Origin of the sequence: Dongia mobilis, from assembly GCF_004363235.1 — a bacterium.
In the GTDB taxonomy this organism is placed as follows: domain Bacteria; phylum Pseudomonadota; class Alphaproteobacteria; order Dongiales; family Dongiaceae; genus Dongia; species Dongia mobilis.
Window position 1 is genome coordinate 512110 of the sequence record NZ_SNYW01000007.1, and the last position, 19403, is coordinate 531512.

At 65.8% G+C, this 19403-nt stretch carries 15 protein-coding genes; 6 read left to right on the forward strand and 9 right to left on the reverse strand.

Annotation, left to right across the window (positions count from 1 at the left end):
• Positions 1–13 precede the first annotated feature (13 nt).
• The 9 genes from A8950_RS08120 to galE all read right to left on the reverse strand — a co-directional run bounded on the left by A8950_RS08120 (position 14) and on the right by galE (position 11536).
• Positions 14–1177, reverse strand: a complete 1164-nt coding sequence (locus A8950_RS08120; RefSeq protein ID WP_208109791.1) for an SGNH/GDSL hydrolase family protein — start codon at positions 1175–1177, stop codon at positions 14–16.
• Positions 1177–2382 carry a polysaccharide pyruvyl transferase family protein gene (locus tag A8950_RS08125; protein ID WP_166645059.1) on the reverse strand — a complete coding sequence of 402 codons (1206 nt, stop codon included), beginning with the start codon at positions 2380–2382 and terminating at the stop codon, positions 1177–1179. Before A8950_RS08125 ends, A8950_RS08120 begins: the two co-directional genes overlap by 1 nt.
• Positions 2379–3545 (reverse strand): hypothetical protein, encoded by a 1167-nt coding sequence (locus A8950_RS19430; RefSeq protein WP_166645060.1) that lies wholly within the window; start codon positions 3543–3545, stop codon positions 2379–2381. The genes A8950_RS08125 and A8950_RS19430 overlap by 4 nt, the downstream gene beginning before the upstream one ends.
• A complete protein-coding gene (locus A8950_RS08130; RefSeq protein ID WP_166645061.1) occupies positions 3542–6259 on the reverse strand; it encodes a glycosyltransferase in 2718 nt (905 codons plus the stop codon). Before A8950_RS08130 ends, A8950_RS19430 begins: the two co-directional genes overlap by 4 nt.
• 13 nt (positions 6260–6272) lie before the next feature.
• A complete protein-coding gene (locus A8950_RS08135; protein WP_133613122.1) occupies positions 6273–7877 on the reverse strand; it encodes a DUF6212 domain-containing protein in 1605 nt (534 codons plus the stop codon).
• 251 nt (positions 7878–8128) lie between these two features.
• Complete coding sequence (gene rfbA / locus A8950_RS08140; RefSeq protein ID WP_133613123.1) at positions 8129–9034, reverse strand: glucose-1-phosphate thymidylyltransferase RfbA; 906 nt, start codon at positions 9032–9034, stop codon at positions 8129–8131.
• Positions 9031–9939 (reverse strand): dTDP-4-dehydrorhamnose reductase, encoded by a 909-nt coding sequence (rfbD, locus tag A8950_RS08145; RefSeq protein ID WP_133613124.1) that lies wholly within the window; start codon positions 9937–9939, stop codon positions 9031–9033. The genes rfbA and rfbD overlap by 4 nt, the downstream gene beginning before the upstream one ends.
• Positions 9940–10536 (reverse strand): dTDP-4-dehydrorhamnose 3,5-epimerase, encoded by a 597-nt coding sequence (gene rfbC, locus A8950_RS08150; RefSeq protein ID WP_243735565.1) that lies wholly within the window; start codon positions 10534–10536, stop codon positions 9940–9942.
• Entirely contained in the window at positions 10526–11536 is a 1011-nt protein-coding gene (gene galE, locus A8950_RS08155; protein WP_133613126.1) for a UDP-glucose 4-epimerase GalE, read from the reverse strand. The genes rfbC and galE overlap by 11 nt, the downstream gene beginning before the upstream one ends.
• A 239-nt stretch (positions 11537–11775) precedes the next feature.
• Here galE and A8950_RS08160 point away from each other — a divergent pair, with 239 nt between their 5' ends.
• From A8950_RS08160 to A8950_RS08185, 6 genes are all read left to right on the forward strand, one after another.
• A complete protein-coding gene (locus A8950_RS08160; protein WP_243735578.1) occupies positions 11776–13038 on the forward strand; it encodes a glycosyltransferase in 1263 nt (420 codons plus the stop codon).
• 140 nt (positions 13039–13178) lie between these two features.
• Entirely contained in the window at positions 13179–13973 is a 795-nt protein-coding gene (locus tag A8950_RS08165; protein WP_133613128.1) for a calcium-binding protein, read from the forward strand.
• A 117-nt stretch (positions 13974–14090) separates the two neighbouring features.
• Positions 14091–16355 carry a glycosyltransferase family 2 protein gene (locus A8950_RS08170; RefSeq protein ID WP_133613129.1) on the forward strand — a complete coding sequence of 755 codons (2265 nt, stop codon included), beginning with the start codon at positions 14091–14093 and terminating at the stop codon, positions 16353–16355.
• On the forward strand, positions 16352–17227 hold the full coding sequence (locus A8950_RS19790; protein ID WP_133613130.1) for a class I SAM-dependent methyltransferase: 876 nt from the start codon (positions 16352–16354) through the stop codon (positions 17225–17227). Before A8950_RS08170 ends, A8950_RS19790 begins: the two co-directional genes overlap by 4 nt.
• A 4-nt stretch (positions 17228–17231) precedes the next feature.
• Positions 17232–18617 carry a glycosyltransferase family 4 protein gene (locus A8950_RS08180; protein ID WP_243735566.1) on the forward strand — a complete coding sequence of 462 codons (1386 nt, stop codon included), beginning with the start codon at positions 17232–17234 and terminating at the stop codon, positions 18615–18617.
• 27 nt (positions 18618–18644) lie between these two features.
• A complete protein-coding gene (locus A8950_RS08185) occupies positions 18645–19403 on the forward strand; it encodes a hypothetical protein (RefSeq protein ID WP_133613132.1) in 759 nt (252 codons plus the stop codon).

A 19403-nucleotide genomic window follows, 5' to 3' on the forward strand; every position in this document is an offset into this window, starting at 1 on the left:
GCGTCTCCGGCCGTTATTCCGCGGCCAGCGCGGCGCCGGTGTCTCGCCGGCGGATGGCAAGGTCAAGGCGCTTGCCGCTGTGGAGGATACCCATCAGCGGCAGGCGCTGCGACGATTCCGCGGCGGCGTCCTGCGCCACATTGTCCTTGGCGATATGGGGCTTCAGCGCGTCGCCGGCCATGGCTCGGCCAAGCCGGATCGTCTCGACGCCCAGTGGCTTCAGCAGATCGGCGCCATAGAGGAACTCGCAGGGCAGCATGGCGGCCAGGAACTTGAACTTGCCGTCGCGCACCCCACCCTTCAGCAGTGAGCAGGCATAGCCCATCTCGTTGCGATAGAGCGCCAGCGGCGCCGTCTGCGGCTCGCTCACATGGAAGATGCCGAGCAGCAGCCCGCCTTCCAGCGTGAGCGACACCTCATGCTCGGCGAGGTCGACCGCATCCAGGCTGAAGCGCCGGTTGTGATAGGCCGCCATCCCGGCATCTCTCGCCGCCGCGAACAGCGTTGCGGCATCGATCACCTCAGCCGCGGCAAAGTGATCGGGATCGATCGCCGGCGGCAGGCCGGCAGTTGGCATTTCCTGCCAGCGCCCGGCAGCGAGGCGCTGGATCGCCTCGGCTGCCAGATCTGCCACCAGGCCGGTAACGACGGGGCGCGCATAGTGTCCCTGGTCGGCATAGAAGCCCGCATCGCTCACCACCTCGCGGCCGAACCGGCGCATGAGTGCGCGGGAAAGATCGATGCAATCGGTACCGTAGTAGTCGGAGATGTAATGAATGCCGGCATCGATGGCCGGCACGCTACTGAGCCAGGACCCGTTCCGCGCCCCGAAGATCAGGGTACAGATCCGCAGTTTCGGGTTGCGGGCGAGGGCATGGCGGATGATGCCCTCATAGAGTCGCGCCCAGTGCCTGAATTGCCGTCTTTCGTCGCCATAGATGAAGGCATCGTTGATGACATATTCGATCAGCAGCAGGTCGGATTGCTCCAGCGCCGCGCTGGTCTTCAGCTGATAGAGGCCGAAGGCGCTGGTGGTGCCGCCGATGGCCAGATCGGCAACGATCTCCAGCGGGACGCCGCGCTGCGCCGACATGGTGACGAGCTGGCCGAGATAGCCCGGCTGCATCACCGTATTGGACCCGCCGATTATCGTGGTTCGCAGGGCTGACCGCATCATCAGGCCGCCATCTGCGCCAGGGCCTCGCCCTCGGTCATCGCCATGCCGGCCTCGGTCAGGTGGCGGTGGAAGTTCCTGAGGCGGGTGCGATAGACGTCATGGAAGGCGGCGATGCGCTGTTCGGACAGGTACTCCGCCATGAACGCCTCAATGCCCATGGTGCAGGCCTTGTCGACAGATGTATGTGGTACGCCGAAGAACTCGCTGAGCTCCTTGACGCGCAGATCCTTGAACAGGATCGCCGTGGGCAGCCCGACCTGCAGTGCCGCGACGCCGCCATGGAAGCGGTCGCCGATGAAGATGTCGTGCCAGCCATAGCATTGCCGCCACGCCTCGACCGAATCGAAATAGAAATACTTGTCGAACGGCGCCCGGGCGCCGATCGCCTCGCTCATCAGCGGCTCGATCACCGATTGCCTGAGCTGGCTCCGGGAATCGTCGAAGAAGTCGCGGCCCTGCAACTCGTCCTTGAACAGGAAGATCTCGTCCTGGAAGACATAGGAGCATTTCTGTCCCTCGAAGAACTTTGCCAGCTGCTTGCCGCGCACCGATTTCTTCTGCAGGTAGCCAGCCGTGACGAAGCGGTAGTCCGCAGGCTTGCCCGTGGGCGCCCTGATGCCGAGGATGTTCTCCGGATAGAGCATCATGCTGGGGCAGCCCAGGGCCGTCGGATTTTTGAAACCCATCTTCTTCAGCCAACCCTCGGTATAGGTGCCTCGTACGCCGAAAACACGCGCCTTCTCGTCGATCCAGCGCAGCATCTCGACGGTGGCCGACTCCAGGACGCTCAGATCCTCCATTTCGTTCTGCATGCCCATGCCGAGGACGATCACCGGAATCTTGATCTGCTCCAGTACCTTCAGCAGCGAGGCATGGTTGAGGTTGGGTCGGATCTCGTTCGCCATGGGCAGTACCAGGGCGTCGAAATTGTTGTTGAGCAGATCCATCGCCTCCTTCGAGCCCTTATAGGCGTCATGGAGGACATGCACGCTCAGCATGCAGGAATGATTCCGGTCATAGTCGAAGATGCGGCACGAGCCTTCGCCGATCAGCATGTTGCCCTTGTTCGAGGTCAGGTAGAAATTCCGCGACAGCGTGCTGAAGCTCGTGCTGTTCGAGCGCGGCAGGCCCTCCGAGAAGGGCAGGCCCGGATGATAGCGATAGCGCGTATCGGCGGGCTGGCGGCCGAAGCAAAGGCGTTTCATGGGTTGTTTCCTCCGTCGATAGGCAGATGGGTATCGTTGGGCTGATGGGCGTTGCCACCGCGTGGCAGGTTCCTGGTTAGCTCGGTCGGCTGGCCACAACGCTTGAGGCTGAAGCCCGCATCCTCGTTCCAGTCGTAATAGAACCCGACCGGCACGCGCGTCGCGTTCTCGGCGCGGTCGAGATAGCCGAAGAGCGGCTGCATCAGCGCGATACGCCGGGCATCGTCCGGCGCGCATTCCTCCTTGGGCAACGCCGCACCGAATTCCGTGATCCAACAGGGACGCAGCGCGAAAGGCTCCCGGCCGCAACTGTCGAGCTGCCGCGCGATCATCTGGTCGCGATCGCCGGTGACCTGGGCGGCGCGCAGCGGCTCGTAGAGGTGTATGCCGATGGCATCCACCCTGGTGAACAACCCGCGCCCGGCCACCCAGGCATTGAAGGCTTCCGGCACGACATAGGTCGCACCGACCCGGTGGATGAAGTCGGTGTTGATGTCGGCAAGGCCCGCCGTCACCAGGCGGATATGGGAAAGACGGGGATTTGCGGCCAGCATCTGCTGGGTGCGCTCGATCGTCGCCGCATAGAGATCGAGGCCGCGCTCGACGCGACGCCGGGTTTCGGCCGGCCAAGCGGCCGGGCTGTCCACCACCTGGCCCCCATCCAGAACCGGGAGATCGCCGTTATAGCCCGACCAGTTGGGCTCGTTGCCGATCTCCAGTCCGATCACCGGCAGATCCGCCTCGGCGATACGTTCGAGCAACAGACCAAGGCGCGCATCGAAGCGGGCGAGATCGATCTGGCTGAGGCCGTAGGCCGCGAAGAAATGCCGGTTCTTCGGCCGCGGCTGGGCGCCTGCCGCCGCCACCGCGCCGTCGATCAGCGGTACGGTGACGAGGACTTCAAGCCCGGCCTGTTTCGCCGCGTCAAGGGCGCGGAAGGTCCCCTCGACCGGGTTCTTGTAGCCGATACGGACCGAGCCGAAGCCGGCTGCCGCGATCTCGGCCATGGTGGCCCGAATGGCGGCGGGCTTTGACCAGGCGATATTGGCGGCGGCGACGCCGGTGACGAAGCCGGGCGCCTCGCTCGCCGCCACCGGCATCGCCAGCAGCATCGCCAGCAGCGCGGCGAGCATCCGCAGGCGGTATGGGTTGCCGCCGCTCATGGAACCGGACTCGAGGTTACGGTTCGGCGTAGCTCGATTTCCTCCGACCTGAAGGGAAACCAAGCCCCAAGCCGGCTCATGAGCGGCGACAGGTTTTCGGCCCAGGTGACGCCGGCGGCCCTTTGCGCCGCACCGTTCCCGAGCCGATCCAGCAGATGGGGGTCGCCGAGCAGCCGCTCCAGCGCCTCCACCAGTTCCTGGGCGATGGCGGCATCATCCGTCGCCCGCAGCAGCAATCCATCCACCTCGTGCTCGACCAACTCGGCGACAGCGCCGACATCGGTCACCACCGGCACGCAGCCGACGCGCTGTGCCTCCAGGATGGTGAGGGGCGCCCCCTCCCAGCGCGAGGTTAGCAGCAGCACGTCTGCCTTCACGAAGGCCTCGGTCAATCCGCGATTGCCATAGATCGCCGGCTCCAGCGTGATGCCGAGATCGGCGAACTGCCGGGTCCAGGAACCGCGCGAGTCGTCGGCCAGCACCTCGGAGCCGACCAGGCGGAACTCCACCGGCAAGTTGCGGCGCTTGACCAGCCTGGCGGCGGCGTAGAGCCGCTCGATCCCCTTCTGCGAATCCAGGCGGCCGAGAAAAAGCAGGCGGAGCCGCTCCGGCATCCCGCGCCGGGCACGCTGCTTCAGCGCCTGGCGCAGCTCGCTCTCGCGCATCTCGTAGGAAGGGGCGTTTGGCACATGCAGCAGCTTTGCCTCCGGCACCCCCATCCCATGGAACCAATCCGCCATCTGCGCCGAGCAGGTGAGGATGAGGTCGTAGATATGTTCGTAGGCGAGGCCGACATAGGGATGCCCGGCAGTACGGCCTGCCCGAGTCCGATCCAGCACATGGACATGGGAGAGAATCTTGACGCCGCGCCGGCGCAATTCGCCTAGCACCGCATTGACCGGCGCCACCTGGCAATTGATCACCACATCGAGGCCGGCGAGGAGTCCGAGCAGCCGCTCGAGCTTCGCCCCCTCGTCATGGGCCATCAGGATGTCATGGCCGGCGAAATGATGGGGCCCGCCCCACAGGTCGTAATCGTCCATCAGGAAATTGATGCTGGCAAAATCCGCCGGATCAAAGACGATCTCGCAGCTGGCCTTGCCGAGAATATAGAGATGGACCTCGTAGCCCTGCCGCGTCATCTCGCGTGCCATGGCATAGGCCACCTTCTCGACCCCGCCGAAGGAGCCGATCGGCAGGAGGAAGCCGATCCGCGGCCGGCGGCTGCCGGGTGGCGTCACGCGCGGCATCACCGGCTCGGCGCCCAGTGCCTCGCGCAGCAGCCGGTAATGGTTCCTGACTGGCGGAAAATAGCCGCCGCGCCAGGTCCAGCGTTCGTGATGCGACCGGCGATAGCTGGAATCGCGAAAGGCGGCCAGGGTGGAGAGCAGGGAATTGCTGGCCGACAGCACGGCGCGGTCGAGGTCGAGCGCCTTGAACGGCGCGCGCACCACCAGTTCCACCGTGTCCGGCGAAGGCCGGCGATTGCGGATCGAGCTGATCCACTCGTCGGAGATGTCCTCGACGCAGGCCTTGAAGAGGTCGGTGGAGCAGACCCAGGCCTGCGGCCGCTTGCCGAGATAGTCGGCACTGCCGGCGCTGTTCCGTTCCAGCGAGATGCGGCTGGCATCATGTTCCAGACGGATGGCGACCAGGTGATGCTTCTCGGCGAGGCGCTCGGCGTGCCACAGGACGTTGTGCAGCACGCCGATCCGGCGCATCGCCTCGAAATGCGCCGGTGCCGCCCATAACATGAAGGGCGGGGTACCGTGGGAATCGGGCTCGGCTTGTGCTGCCCAGTAGCGCTCGATGAAGGTCTCGAGATCGATGCGCGGATGCGGTGCCGCAGGATCGGTGAACAGCGAGACAGCATAGGTGCCGGTGGCGATGGCCGCGAAGCGCGGGCTTTCCTCATGCTCCCAGCGGGTCAACGTATCCGGTGCAAACAACGCCTTATGCTTGTCCCTGATATAGGACATGATTGCCGCCTTGGTGCGGTGCGAATCGCGCAGCATGCTTTCCGCGCGCTGGCGGTAGTCGAAGCCGAAGAAGGGGTGGTTGGCCCCGGTGAAGCCGGCGGCGATGCATTGCAGCCAGAACTCCCAATCCTCGAAGCCGGCGCGCATGGTCTCGTCGAAGCGGATGCCGGCATCGAACACCTCGCGCGCCACCATTGATCCGGCTTCGCAGATATTGTCGAAGGTGATGTGCAGCAGACGCGAATAGGGCGCGTGATAGGCCCCATTCCAGGCAATGCCGAACTTGTCGATATTGGGATAGACCCAGGAGATCTCCGGCCGCGCCTTCAGGAACGTAAAGACGTCCTGCATGGCCGGCGGGGTGATGCGGTTGTCGGCATCGAGGAAATAGATCGCCTCGATCGAGGGAAACATCTCGAGCGCGAAGTCGACCCCGTAATTGCGTGCCGAACTGAGACCGCCATTGGGCTTGCGCAGGTAATGGACGTTGTCATGTGCCAGCGCATAGGCGGTGCCGATGGTCCGCGTTTCCGGGAACGGGCAGCCGTCATCAACGATGATGACGGCGATGCCGAAATCAGCCTGCTGTGCCAGCGCCGATTCCACCGCTTCCGTCAGCAGGACGGAATGCTTGTAGACCGGGATAACGATGCCGAGGCGCGGGCACTCGACCGCTTCGCGGGTCGCGGGTGCGAGGGCTGCATCGCCTGCCATGCCGGTGGTGCCGGTCGCCATGGATCGCACTCCCTCAGCCCTGCAGCAGGGCATGGAGGTTGAGGAACCGGGCCCAGGCAAAGTCGTGATTGCCGGGCTCGACCATCCGCGTCGCGAGATAGAGGTCTCTGGGCGTGTCATCGCCCGCCATGAACAGCGAGGCAAAGCGCGGCTGCTTGCCCGGCACCCTTACCCAGCCGGAAAAACCCTCGCCGGCGATCGGTTCGGCGACGCCGCTCAGCAATGGCATGACGCGTCCCTCGTCGCCGGTCGCCAGCAGCGAGAACTCGACATCGCGCGACTGCGCATGGTCGACCAACAGGTTTGCGGAAAGGCGAAGCGTGCCGGCGGGACAGCCCCGGGGCAGCCTGGCGATGGTCATGCCGAAGGCCGGCGGATGGCATGAGACGATGCGCTCCTCATCCAGATAGGCGACGCCGTCAAACGGGCTGGCATCGGCATCGAGCCGCGCCTGTTGCACGTTGCGCAGCAGGTCGGCCGGCAGCGGCCGCTCCAGCAGGCCGCTGCCCTGGCCACCTTGTCCGCTGCCGGCCTGCGGCGCCACGCCGGCCGGGTTGGGCGGGGCCACGCCGGGCAGGCCAACGAAGATGCGCATCGCGAGCGAGGAAGCGGCGATCGATTGCTGGAGGTCGGGATCCTGCAAGCGGAAGAGGTCGAGCGGCTGCGCGCCGCCCAGCGACAGCGCGGGCAGCCTGGCGCGGTCGCCTTCCACCGCGATCGACAGCCGCAGGGTGCGGCGCAGGCCGGCAAGCGCCTGGCGCAGGCCCAGCGTGGTCCAGCCGGCGGGCAGGTCTGCGGCCGGCACCGACCATTGTTCGATCTGGCGTCCATCCTCGATCGATTGCAGCGTCACGTTGAGCGTGGCGTCGCTTCGCGGCTGCGCCTTGGCGACATGGAGGGCGATGGCACTGACGCCGAGGCTGGCCACGGGCAGGATCTGCGAGACCCTGCCGTTGGTCGCCATCTCGAGGACATTCGGCGTCGGCGAAGCGGCGCCTTGTTCCACGAGGCCCGCTTCGTCGCCAGGCGGGGGATTGATGAAGGCGCATTCGAAGGGCTGCAATCCGTGCCGGTCGATAAAGCTCTCCAGCGCCGCGAACCGGTTCTGCAGGTCCTCGTTTTCCTGCCGCAATTGGGCGAGCTGCCGGGCAAGCGCCGTATTGCTGCCGGCCTGGGCGCTCAGGATCTCCTGAAAATTGCCGAGCAGATAGGCCGACAATGCGGCGCCGTCATCCGCCTGGGCCAGGAACGCATCCGGCGCCGCACCAATGCGCTGCAGCCAGGAAGCGGCGCGGGTCATCAGGTCAAACTCGTTCCGGTCGAAACCGACAATGCCGAGCAGCAGCAGCGGCGGCTCAACGAGGCGCCGGTCGCTGCCCGTCTCGTCTCGCACGAGCAGGTGGTCGTCGGCCACCCGCTTCACCTTGGCGAAAACGCAGCCTTCTCCGGCCAGCGCCTTTGCCCACTCGCCGAGCCGCCCGCCATAGAGAATGAGCGGCTTGCGCGACATCAGGCGCTGCGGCCGATCCGGGCCGATGATAACCCGCGCCGGCGGCTTTTCCGGACGGATCTTGTCGTGGCGAACGTCCTGTGGCCGAGCTGTTGCTGCGCCGATCACGCTGAACTCCCTTGCGATACGAGATATGCGAACAGGTCGCGTTGCGAAAGAACGGGCCGGCTTGTTGATGTCAGCCCGGCCGCCCTGCCGCCTTGCGTTGCCGGAAAGAATTGGCCCGGGCCCGGCAAGTAAAAAGACGACAACCGACCAAAAAAAGACGGCATCATCGCCGACCCCTGTCGTTGATTCACTGTATCGGCAGCCGCATGTGCCCGGATGTTGCAGTATTCATGGCTGGTCATCTTTGGTCCTCAACCGGCCATGGCGCGCAATTGCGCGCCGTCAATCTCGATATCCTGCAGCAGCGACTTGAGGTAGCGGCCATAGGCGCTGGCCGGCGCGCGTGCGGCGATGCGGGCGAAACTGTCGACATCGATGAAGCCTTGGGTTAGCGCGATCTCCTCCAGGCAGGCAATCTTGACGCCCTGCCGCGTCTCCAGCGTGCCGACAAACTGCGTGGCGGCGCTGAGCGATTCCGGCGTCCCGGTATCGAGCCAGGCGAAACCGCGGCCAAGCCGGTCCACCACCAGCTCCCCAGCCGCAAGATAGCGGGCATTGAGGTCCGTGATTTCCAGTTCGCCGCGGCTGGAGGGGCGCAGCTCGGCGGCAAAATCGGACGCCCTGCCGTCATAGAAATAAAGGCCGGTGACCGCCCAGTTGCCCGGCGGGTGAATCGGCTTTTCAACAATGGCAAGCGGCCGCCCGTCAGCACCAAGGTCGACCACGCCATAGCGCTCCGGGTCCTCGACGCGGGTGGCAAAGATATGGGCGCCGCGGGTGAGGCGCGCGGCCTGGTTGAGGCGGCGGCTGAGCCCGCTGCCGAAGAACAGGTTGTCGCCGAGAATGAGCGCGCTTGGCCGGCCGCCAACAAAATCACGGCCGATCACATAGGCCTGCGCGATTCCCTCGGGCCGCTCCTGGACGGCATAGCGGATGGAAAGGCCCCAGCGACTGCCGTCGCCCAGCAATTCGTCATAGCGGTCGACATCCTTTGCCGTGGTGATCAGCAGGATTTCGCGGATTCCTGCCAGCATCAGCGTGGCGATGGGATAATAGATCATCGGCTTGTCGTAGATCGGCAGCAACTGCTTGGTGATGGTCGCGGTCATCGGATAGAGGCGCGAGCCGTTGCCGCCGGCAAGAACGATGCCCTTCATGCCGCCCGCCTTTCCGTCCAGCCGCGGGCGAGCCGGTCGAGGGCGTCGCGCCAGTCGGGTGGCGGGAAACCGAGGGCGGTGGCGGTCCGGCAGTCGAGCACACTGAAGGCGGGCCGCCGTGCCGCCGTGGGATAGGCGCTGCTCGGTATGGCGGCAAGGGCGGGGCGCGCCGCGAAATGGCCGGCCCGCGACCAGGTATCCAGGACCGCGGTAGCAAAGCCGTGCCAGCTGGTCCGCGGCTGGCCGGCAAAATGCAGCAGGCGCGGCAAGCTGCGGTGACCGCCGATCAGCTCGAAGGCAAGTGCCTGCAACAGCCCGGCGAGGGCTGCGGCCGGTGTCGGCGAACCGATCTGGTCGTCGACCATGCGCAGGGCGGCGCCGGAAAGCTGGTGGCATCGGGCAAGTATCCGCGTCAGGACATTGTCGCCGTGCCACCCGAACAGCCATGCGCTGCGCACGACCAGTACTCGCCCCGTAGCGGCCAGAACGGCCCGGTCACCGGCCTCCTTGGCGAGGCCATAGGTCGAAAGCGGATTGGTGGTCGCCGATTCACCGTATGGCTCCTGGGCTGCGCCATCGAAGACGTAGTCGGTCGAGACGTGGAGCAGTGGCACGCCCAGCGAATCGGCCAAGCCGGCGAGATGCGCCGGCAGGCGGGCATTCAGCTCCCAGCAGGCATCGATCGCCGTTTCGGCGGCATCCACCCGGGAAAAGGCGGCAGTGTTGATGATGGCGGAGGGGGCCAGTGCCGCGATTTGCCGTCTCGCCGCCAGTGTGTTGGCAAGGCAGATGTCATGGCGCCCGAGGAAAACCGCGTTGACACCGCCGGGCCAGCTCAGTGCGGCAAGTTCCCGTGCCAGCTGGCCGTTGCGGCCGATCACCAGAATGGTCACGTTGCCAGCCATTCAAGCGGCCCATTCGATCGGCGCCAGATCGCGCAGGCGGGGCCACGCGGCATCCTTTTCCGACACCAGAACCTCCGCCGCGGTGAAGGGCCAGTCGATGCCGAGATCCGGATCGTTCCACAGAATGCCACCCTCGGCCGCCGGTGCGTAGGGCGCCGAAACCTTGTAATGCACGATCGTCTCCGGTTGCAGCGAACAGAAGCCGTGGGCAAATCCCACCGGCACGAAAAGCTGCTGATCGGCGGACGCGGACAGGTGAAAGCTGGTGACTCGGCCGAATTCGCGCGAGCCGGGTCGCAGATCGACAATCACATCCTGGATGGCGCCGGCCAGCACCGTGACCAGCTTGGCCTGGGCGAAGGGCGGTCGCTGGAAATGCAGGCCGCGCACGGCCGCCGGGGCTGCGGTCAGCGAAACATTGTCCTGGCAGAAAAAGGGCAGGGCATCATTGGCTGCATCGCCCGCCGCGCCGCCGCCTGCAACAAGGCTGCCGCGATGCAGCTCCATGAACCAGCCACGCTTGTCGGCATGGCGCCGGGCTTCGACCAGGCGCACGCCGGCGGGCAGGCGCCCGGCTGCCACGGGATCAAACGGCAAGGCGCACCTCCCGCTCCGATACCGCTCCGGCCAGTGAGGCATGCCAGGCCCAGGCCGAGCCGATGATATTGTCGAGATCCGACTCCCGCGCCTGCCAGCCCAGCGCCGCACGGGCGCGGGCCGGGTCGGCGAACAGTGCGTCGGGATCGCCGGGCCGGCGCGGCCCCAGCTGCTGCGGCACCGCCCGCCCGGCACGCGCTTCCACCGCCGCCACGATCTCGCGCACCGAATAGGGCCGGCCGGTACCCAGATTGAAAGCCTGGAACCCGCTCTGCTGGGCGCTGAGTTCAAGCGCGCGCACATGCGCATCGGCCAAGTCGTTGACATGGATGTAGTCGCGCTGGCAGGTCCCGTCCGGCGTCGCATAGTCGGTCCCGAAGATCTGCACCGGACCGCGCCGGCCGAGCGCCGCCTCGATCACCAGCGGGATAAGATGCGTCTCGCAAGGATGCGCCTCGCCGATGCCGTCATTGGCGGCGGCGCCGGCCGCATTGAAATAGCGCAGTGCAATCGCGTGCAGACCATAGGCGGTGGCGAAATCGCGCAGGATCGTCTCCACCATCAACTTGCTGCGGCCATAGGTGTTGATCGGCTGTTGCCGCGCCGTCTCGGCGATCGGACAGCTGTCCGGCTGGCCGTAAGTCGCGCAAGTGCTGGAGAAGATGAAGCGCTCGATGCCGGCGCTGCGCATGGCTTGCAGCAAAGTCAGCGTGCCCGAAACGTTGTTGTCGTAGTAGCGCCCTGGCTGGCTCGCCGACTCACCCACCAGCGACAGGGCCGCGAAATGCATCACCGCCAGCGGCCGGTATTTCGCCATCACGGCCGAGACAGTCTTGTGATCGGCCACGTCGCCGATCTCGAGCGGACCCCAGCGCACTGCCCAGCGGTGCCCGGTCGAAAGATTGTCGAGTGCCACCGGCAAATAGCCGGCCTTGGCGAGGGCGCGGCAGGCGTGGCTGCCGACATATCCGGCTCCGCCGGTCACGAGTACATGACGCATGTTGTTTTTACTTCCTCTCTTTCAAGTACTCGAAATCGTCGCGACGTTATCAAACACGCTGTGTCGGCGCACTAATTACTTATTGATGATAATATTCGTAAACTCCGTACCAATAATTCCGATGTTGTACTTGCATCGATCTTGATCTTGCGCCTTCAATGTGACATCGCAATTTCAATGCCGAACCTGGTTGCTCGGTCGCCGCTTTCGGCAAGAATGTGGGATCCTGAAAATTGAACGTGCTCTTCGTCCACCGCGACTATCCCGGCCAGTTCGGCGCGATTGCAGCGGGAATTGCGCGTTCTCCTCACCATCGTGTTGTCTTCATGAATTCCGTGCAGGCCGGAAGCGATGGTGACATCACCCTGTTGCGTACCGAGCCGCGGCGGCGTCCAGCGCCGACGACGCATCATTATCTGCACAGTTTTGAAGCGGACGTGCTGATGGGGCAGGCAATCTACATGGCCTGTGCGCGGCTGCGCGACGCCGGGTTCACGCCTGATGTGATTCTCGCACATTGTGGCTGGGGTGTTGCGCTCTATCTGCGCGAGGTTTTTCCGCGCGCACGCCTGATCGGATATTTTGAGTGGTTCTATCATCCACATGACAGCGATGCCGATTATCTGAAGGTGACCGATCTGGCCCTGCTCGGCGTGCCGCTGGGCGGCATGTCGCCTGACAAGGCCTGCCGGATCAGAACGCTAAACGCCCCGATCCTGATGGCGTTGGAAGACGTCGATTACGGTGTGGTGCCGACGAATTTTCAGCGCCGTGTTCTCCCTGACAGCTATCAGCACAAACTGACGACCCTGCATGATGGTGTGGATACGGACTTCTTCCGGCCCGATCCGGCTGCACCGCGCTGCATTGGCGAGGTCGACTTCACTGGCGTCTCGCAACTGGTGACCTACGCCACGCGCGGCCTCGAACCCTATCGCGGTTTTCCGCACTTCATGCAAGCGATCAACGGACTGCTGCGGCGTGACAAATCTGTGCATGTCGCCATTGCCGGCGAGGATAGGGCGTTCTATTCGCGCGCGCTGCCGAATGGCGAGACATATAGGGAGCGCATGCTGCGCATGCTTCCCGATCTGCCGCTCGAGCGCGTGCACTTCCTTGGCACGCTGCCGAGGGCGGCCTATCGCAGCCTGCTGCAAATCTCCTCGCTGCATGTCTATCTGACCGTGCCGTTCGTGCCATCCTGGTCGCTGGTCGAGGCAATGGCCTGCGGCTGTCATATCGTCGCCGCCGACACCGCGCCGGTGCGGGAGGTGGTGTCGGGAACTGACGCGGCCGAACTGGTCGACTTTCGCGACGTGTTGCAGTTGGAAGAAGTGATGGCCTGCGCGTTGCGACGGCAGGAGGCTGCCGAAGATTTGCGCAGACAGGCAAGAAAGCGCGCAGAATCGGGGTTTTCTCAAGTCACCCTGCTGCCCAGGTGGGAGGCATTGCTGCTTGGCGAAGGTGATGGCGCAGCGGCTTCGCGTATCACCCAAGTATAGGTTCCAATAAAACACAATTCTTAGAATTAAGGTCATAGTTATATAACAATACAAATGTTGCGCCGCGTTATATTTGCTGTTCAAGTACGTTCGGTTTCGGCACCAACGACCAGCAATCTCAGATCAATAGGAGAATGACGATGGCGACAATTCCGGGCGGTGACTTTGCCGACCGTCTTGTCGGCACCGGCCGAGGAGATCACATCCTTGGTGGTGGCGGTGACGACGCAATCGCCGGTGGCGGTGGCAAGGATTTCATCGATGGCGGCGACGGCCATGACTGGATCAACGGCGGTTCCGGCGACGACACGATCTACGGCGGAACCGGTTCGGACCGCATCGTTGGCGGCTCGGGCGAAGACAAGATCTTCGGCGGCGATGATGCCGATTACATCAATGGTGGTTCCGGGGACGACCAGGTCGACGGCGGCGAGGGCGATGACTGGCTGAACGGCGGTGCCGGTGACGATACCGTTGTTGGCGGCCTCGGCAATGACGACATCACCGGCGGCAATGGCGACGATCGGCTGTCGGGTGGGGAAGGCAACGACGCCCTCCGCGGCGGCAACGGGGACGACCAGCTGCAGGGTGGCGACGGCGACGACTTCATGTCGGGCGGCCGGGGCGACGACTTGCTGGCCGGCGGCGCTGGCAACGACGTGCTGTGGGGCAATCAGGGCTCCGATACCTTCGTCTTCGCCGGCGGCGGTGGCCAGGACGTCATCATGGACTTCGACGAGGGCGAGGACATCGTCCAGATCGCGAAGAACATCAACGGCCTCGACATCACCACGGCGGACGACGTGGCCAGTCATGTCACCGACGTCAACGGCAATGCCGTGATCGACTTCGGCAATGGCGACCAGATCACCCTGGTCGGAGTCAGTGCAGCCGACGTTCAGGCGAACCCCAGCGCCTTTTTCGTCATCGGCTGATAGACGGAGCAAGCGCCGCATGCCGTGGTCCGGCATGCGGCGCTTCGCTGTCCCGGCGAAGGCCGGGAAGCCGGCCGGAGGGCTGGATACCTGGACAGACCGGAATTCCGAGACAGCATGCTGGTTCATCCGATCGAGCGCATTGGCAAGCATCATGGCGAGGCGGCGGCTGCGGTTCCAGCCGGGGCGACGGTGCGCGACCTTCCCGTCCTGCCATGCTTTCGTCTGGCCGGTGGCGTCACGCTGGTTGCGCTGGAGGCGCAAGCCTGGCCGGGCGGCTGCCTGCCGGAAGGTGTCGCGCTGGAGGATCTCAAGGTGACGGCGGCCGGCATGGCGCGAAGCGGCCCAGCCAGCCGCGTTAGGCTGCCACGCCGGGACGGCGGCGAGCGCGTCGTTGCGGTCATGGCAATCGACCCGGATGCTGCCGTTTTCTGCTGTGACGGCAAGGGGCGCCATCTGGCGCGCGTCGCGCCGCGCGGGGAGCGGCCGGTGGATCCCGGGCTTCTTGCCGCCGGGCTCGATGCGGTGGGCTGCCAGCGCCTCATTCGCCAGGCGCTCGATGCCTGGCCACGCCTGTTCCGCCTCGGTAAAGATGCCGGCTATGCCCGTTTCTGCCGGCGCCTATTGCGCCTGCTGGTCCCCGACATGTGCGCGGCCATGCCGGAGGCAGTTGTCAACCGCCAGTTTGTCCTGGCTGGCATGCCGCTGGACAGCCGTATCGGCGACGTGGCCGATGTCGTGGTGGTCGGCGCCAATGGCGTCGTGCGTGCGCCCTGCCGGCCGCTGCAGCTGCGCAAGGGACCTGCCTTCCTGTTGCTGCAACGCGACGCCATCGACGCAGAATCGCTGATTGTCGTCTTTGGCGCTGCCGGCCATGCCGTGTTTCAGCTGCCGGCAATGCCGCAGAAGCCGTTGCTCGACTGGCTCGGGGCCCGGCGCCAGCTGGCGGCGCAGATGCGCGCCTTTCTTGCCCGCGCCTTCGCCGACATGCCGGACGAGGACGGATCCGGGGCGGCGCTGCGGCGCGAACTCGACCTGTTCAGCCCGCCGGCTGTGCGCAACCTGCTGGCGCGCAACACCCCGGTCAATGCCGCCGTCGAACTGCTGGTGGCGGATGGCGCTGGCGGGATCTTCATCAGGGGCTGGCTGCGCGACCCGCACCAACTGGTGGCCGGCGCCGAACTGCAGGCGGGCGGGTCGGCGCCGCTGCCGCTGGATCCTGTCTGGCTGCGTTTCCCGCGACCCGACATCGACAAGCTCTACAAGGCGCGGCCCGCGGCCTTCGGTTTCGTCGCCCATCTCGGCCAGTTGCTGGAACCGGCGGGCGAAGCGATCCTGCGGCTCCATCTCTCATCAGGCGGCATCATCGAGCTTGCCGCCCGCTTCGCCGCGGGCCATCCGGCCGAATTGCGCGACGCGGTGCTGGGCGGCGTGCCGCCCGAACAACTGACGACGGACGCGATCGCCCGCATCGTGGCGCCGGCCGCCGTGCCGCTGCACCGGCAGCACCTCGCCCGCCGTCAGGCGCCGGAAATCGTGCAATTCGGCGAACCCGTGGCGGCGCCGCGCTTCAGCCTGATCGTGCCGCTCTACCGTAATCTCGACTATCTTCGCTTCCAGCTGGGTGCCTTCGCGACCGATCCCGCGATGCGCCGGGCCGAGCTGATCTTCGTGCTGGATTCGCCCGAGCAGCGCGCCGATCTGGTGCATTTCCTCAGCGGCCTCCATCAGCTCTACGGCCTGCCCATGACCATCGCCGTGATGTCGGGCAATTTCGGCTATGCGGCCGCCAACAATGCCGGCGCCGCGCTGGCGCGGGGCGATGTACTGGTCCTGCTCAATTCCGACGTCGTGCCGGAGGCGCCCGGCTGGATGCAGCGACAGGCGGCGCCGCTGCGGCGCAAGAATGTCGTCGCCACGGGCGCGCGCCTGCTGTTCGACGACCAGTCGCTGCAGCATGCCGGCATGCGCTTCGCCCGCGATGCCGGGGGGCATTGGCTCAACCTGCACTACCACAAGGGGGCGCCGCGGGATTTCGCGCCGGCCCTGAAGGCACGCAAGGTGCCGGCCGTCACCGGAGCCGCGCTGATGGTGCGGCGCGAGGCCTTTCTGGCGGTCGGCGGCTTCACCGAGGACTACATCATCGGCGACTACGAGGATTCCGATCTCTGCCTCAAGCTGCGCCAGGCAGGCGGCGAGATCTGCTATTGCCCGGACGCCGTGCTCTATCACTTCGAGCGTAAATCGATCAACCGTCACGCCGGCTACCAGCGCAGCGTCGCCGGTCTCTACAACCGCTGGCTCGCGGCACAGCGCTGGGACGGGGCGATGGCCGATCTAATGACGCGCTTCGAGCGCCGCGGCAAGAGGCCGGCTGCATGAGTGCCGAACGCGCCTTTGCTGCCCGCCCCGACGAGATCGCCTTCGCGGAATTGCTGCGCCTGACGCGGCGCAACCGATTCCTGCCGGTACCGCCGCAGGAGCGGAACTTCGTCGGCGACGGCGACTTCCGCGCCATCGGCTGTGAGTTCCTGCGCCATTTTGTCGAACTGGGTGGACTTGCGCCGGATCACCAGGTGCTTGAGATCGGCTGCGGCCTCGGCCGCATGGCGCTGCCGCTGACCCAGTATCTGGAACCGCCGCTCGGCCGCTATACCGGTTTCGACGTGGTGGCCGAGGGGATCGCCTGGGCGGTGGCCAATATCGCCGCCGTCTACGACAACTTTTCCTTCCGTCACCTCGACTATCAAAACGCGCTCTACAACCCGGCTGGCACCCTGCGCGAGGGCCGCGACCCGCTGCCCTATGCGGGTGCGTCGGTCGATTTCGTCTTCATGACCTCTGTGGTGACGCATCTCGAGGCGGCCAATACAGCCTTCTATCTTGCTGAAGCGGCGCGGCTGCTGCGGCCCGGCGGGCGGTTGTTCGTCACCGCCTTCCTGCTCGACGCCATCAATCGTGACCTTGCCGCCGCGGGCAGGGCGCGGCCGCCGTTCGATCCCGGCGGGCCGGGTCCCGCCTATGTCTCCGACCCGGCGCATCCGATGGCGGCGGTGGCCTGCGATCACGGCTGGTTCCTGGAACAGGCTTCCGCCAGCGGCCTCCACCTCGCGCGGCCGGTCGCCTTCGGTCATTGGAGCGGTCGCCGGGCCGAGAACTTCCAGGACATTTGCGTGTTTACCCGGAGCCCGCATTCCGGCAGCGCCCGTTCCGGCAACGCCCTTTACGACAGCCACGGTGCGGGCAAGGAGTGACGATTTGACGAATACCAGCGACGCGGCGGCTGGACCCCTCAAGGTCCTGCATCTCTGCCACAACCACCCGGCGCTGCACCCGGGCGGGACCGAGATCTTTGCCCGCGACCTGCATCGGCAGTTGGCGATGACACCGGGGATCGGGAGCATGTTCGTCGGCTGTGTCGACAAGCATCACCGTACGCAGCGGCCCGGCACCGTTTTCCAGGGCATCGGGCACAGGCGCGACGAGATGCTGATGTGGACCGGCCATTTCGACAATTTCTACCTGTCGCAGATCGATCTTCATGGCATCGTGCCGGAGTTCAGCGAACTGCTGCGCGAGTTGAAGCCCGACATCGTCCACTTCCACCATATCCTGCTGCTGGGCGTCGAAATGCTGTTCCTGGTGCGCCGTGTGCTGCCGCGTACCCGGATCCTGCTGTCGCTGCACGACTATTACGCCATCTGCGCCCATGACGGTCAGATGGTGACGACCGGCGAACGGCGACTCTGCCAGGCGGCATCACCCGATGCCTGCCGCCGCTGCTTCCCGCAACTCGAGATGGAACAGTTCGTGCTGCGCGAGCGGCATCTGAAGACGCATTTCTCGGTGGTCGACCAGTTCCTGGCACCGTCCGAATTCCTGCGCCGGCGCTTCATCGCCTGGGGCCTGGCGCCCGAGCGCATCGCCGTCCTCCGCAATGCGCGGCCGCTCGCGGAAGCGGCGCCGCACCGCCCGCTCAAGCGCGGCCAACGGCGCAACCGCTTCGCCTATTTTGGCAATCTCTCCCCCAACAAGGGGATCCTCGTGCTGCTTGAGGCGGCGAGATTGCTGCAGGAGCGGGCGCCGGATTCCTTCCGGCTCGACATTTTCGGCGGCGCTCCCTTCCAGAGCGACGGCTTCAAGGCCGATCTCGATGCCGCTCTCAGGCACCTCGGGCCGGTCGCGCGTTGGCACGGCGCCTATCAGGCCGAGGAGTTGCCGCGCCTGATGCGCGAGGTCGATTGGGTGGTGACGCCGTCGCTGTGGTGGGAAAACGCGCCGCTGGTGATCGACGAGGCTTTTGCCCATCGCCGCCCGGTGATCGCCAGCGATATCGGCGGCATGGCCGAGGCGGTGGCGCATGGCACCGACGGCATCACTTTTCGTGCCGGCGACGCGCTGGCCCTGGCCGATGTATTGGCCGGTGCGGCGGCGGACGCCCAGCTTTGGCAACGCCTTGTCGCAGGGATCCGGCCGCACCGGACCATCGAAATGTGTGCCGCCGATCACGTGGCGACCTACCGGGCCCTGCTGGCGGGGCGCGATGCCCAGCCGGCACGGCAACAGGAGTGGCCGGCTGGGCAACAGGCAAGGGCGGCGCGCAGCGCGAGGCGGGCGGGCCCCGTCGCTGTAGCGGAAGTCTGAGACAGAGCAGGAATGCAGGAACACGACATGTCGGCGAATGCGGAAAAATTGCTGGGCCAGATGGCCGATCGCAGCGGGCGTGCCGGCGAGGCGGCCAGCCTGCAGGGCTATATCGACGCGATCGAACCGGACCGCATCTATGGCTGGGCCTGGAACAGCAGCGATCCCTCGGAGCGGCTCTCGGTCGAGATCCGCCAGGGCGAGCAGTTGATCGTGCGGCTGGAGGCGAGCCAGCCGCGTCCGGATCTGGTGGCGAACGGCATCGGCGACGGCCGGTATGCCTTCATCGCCAACATTCCGGCGATTGCCGAGATCGACCGGGCTTCGCCGGTATCGGTCGTCGCCATGACCGCCGATGGCAGTGCCGAGCTGGAGTTGCGCCGCCAGCCGGCACAGGAGGGCAGCGGTCGCGGCAATTCCATCGGCCCGGTCAGCGCCGCCGTGCTGGGCGAGATCCGCGCCCGCGACCAGCGCCTGCAGGGCCAGTTGCGCCAGCTGGTGAGCGTCGCCCAAGAACGCGGCGGCCTCGACCAGGAGATGCATGACCGCCTGAGCCACGCATTGGCCAGGCTGGATCTGGCCCTGCCCGAGATCGAGCGTCGTGTGGGCGCGCTCGAGGTCTTCGAGTTGCGCTTCGAGACGCTGCTGCAGAAGACCGACAAGCGCCTCGGCAGCATGGAGGCGCTGCTGAAGCCGCGCCAGCCCTGGCTGCTCCGGCTGTGGGCCCTGCTGGCGACCCTTGCCGCCTTCGGCCTTGTCGCCCATCAGCTGCTGCGGGGTGCCTGA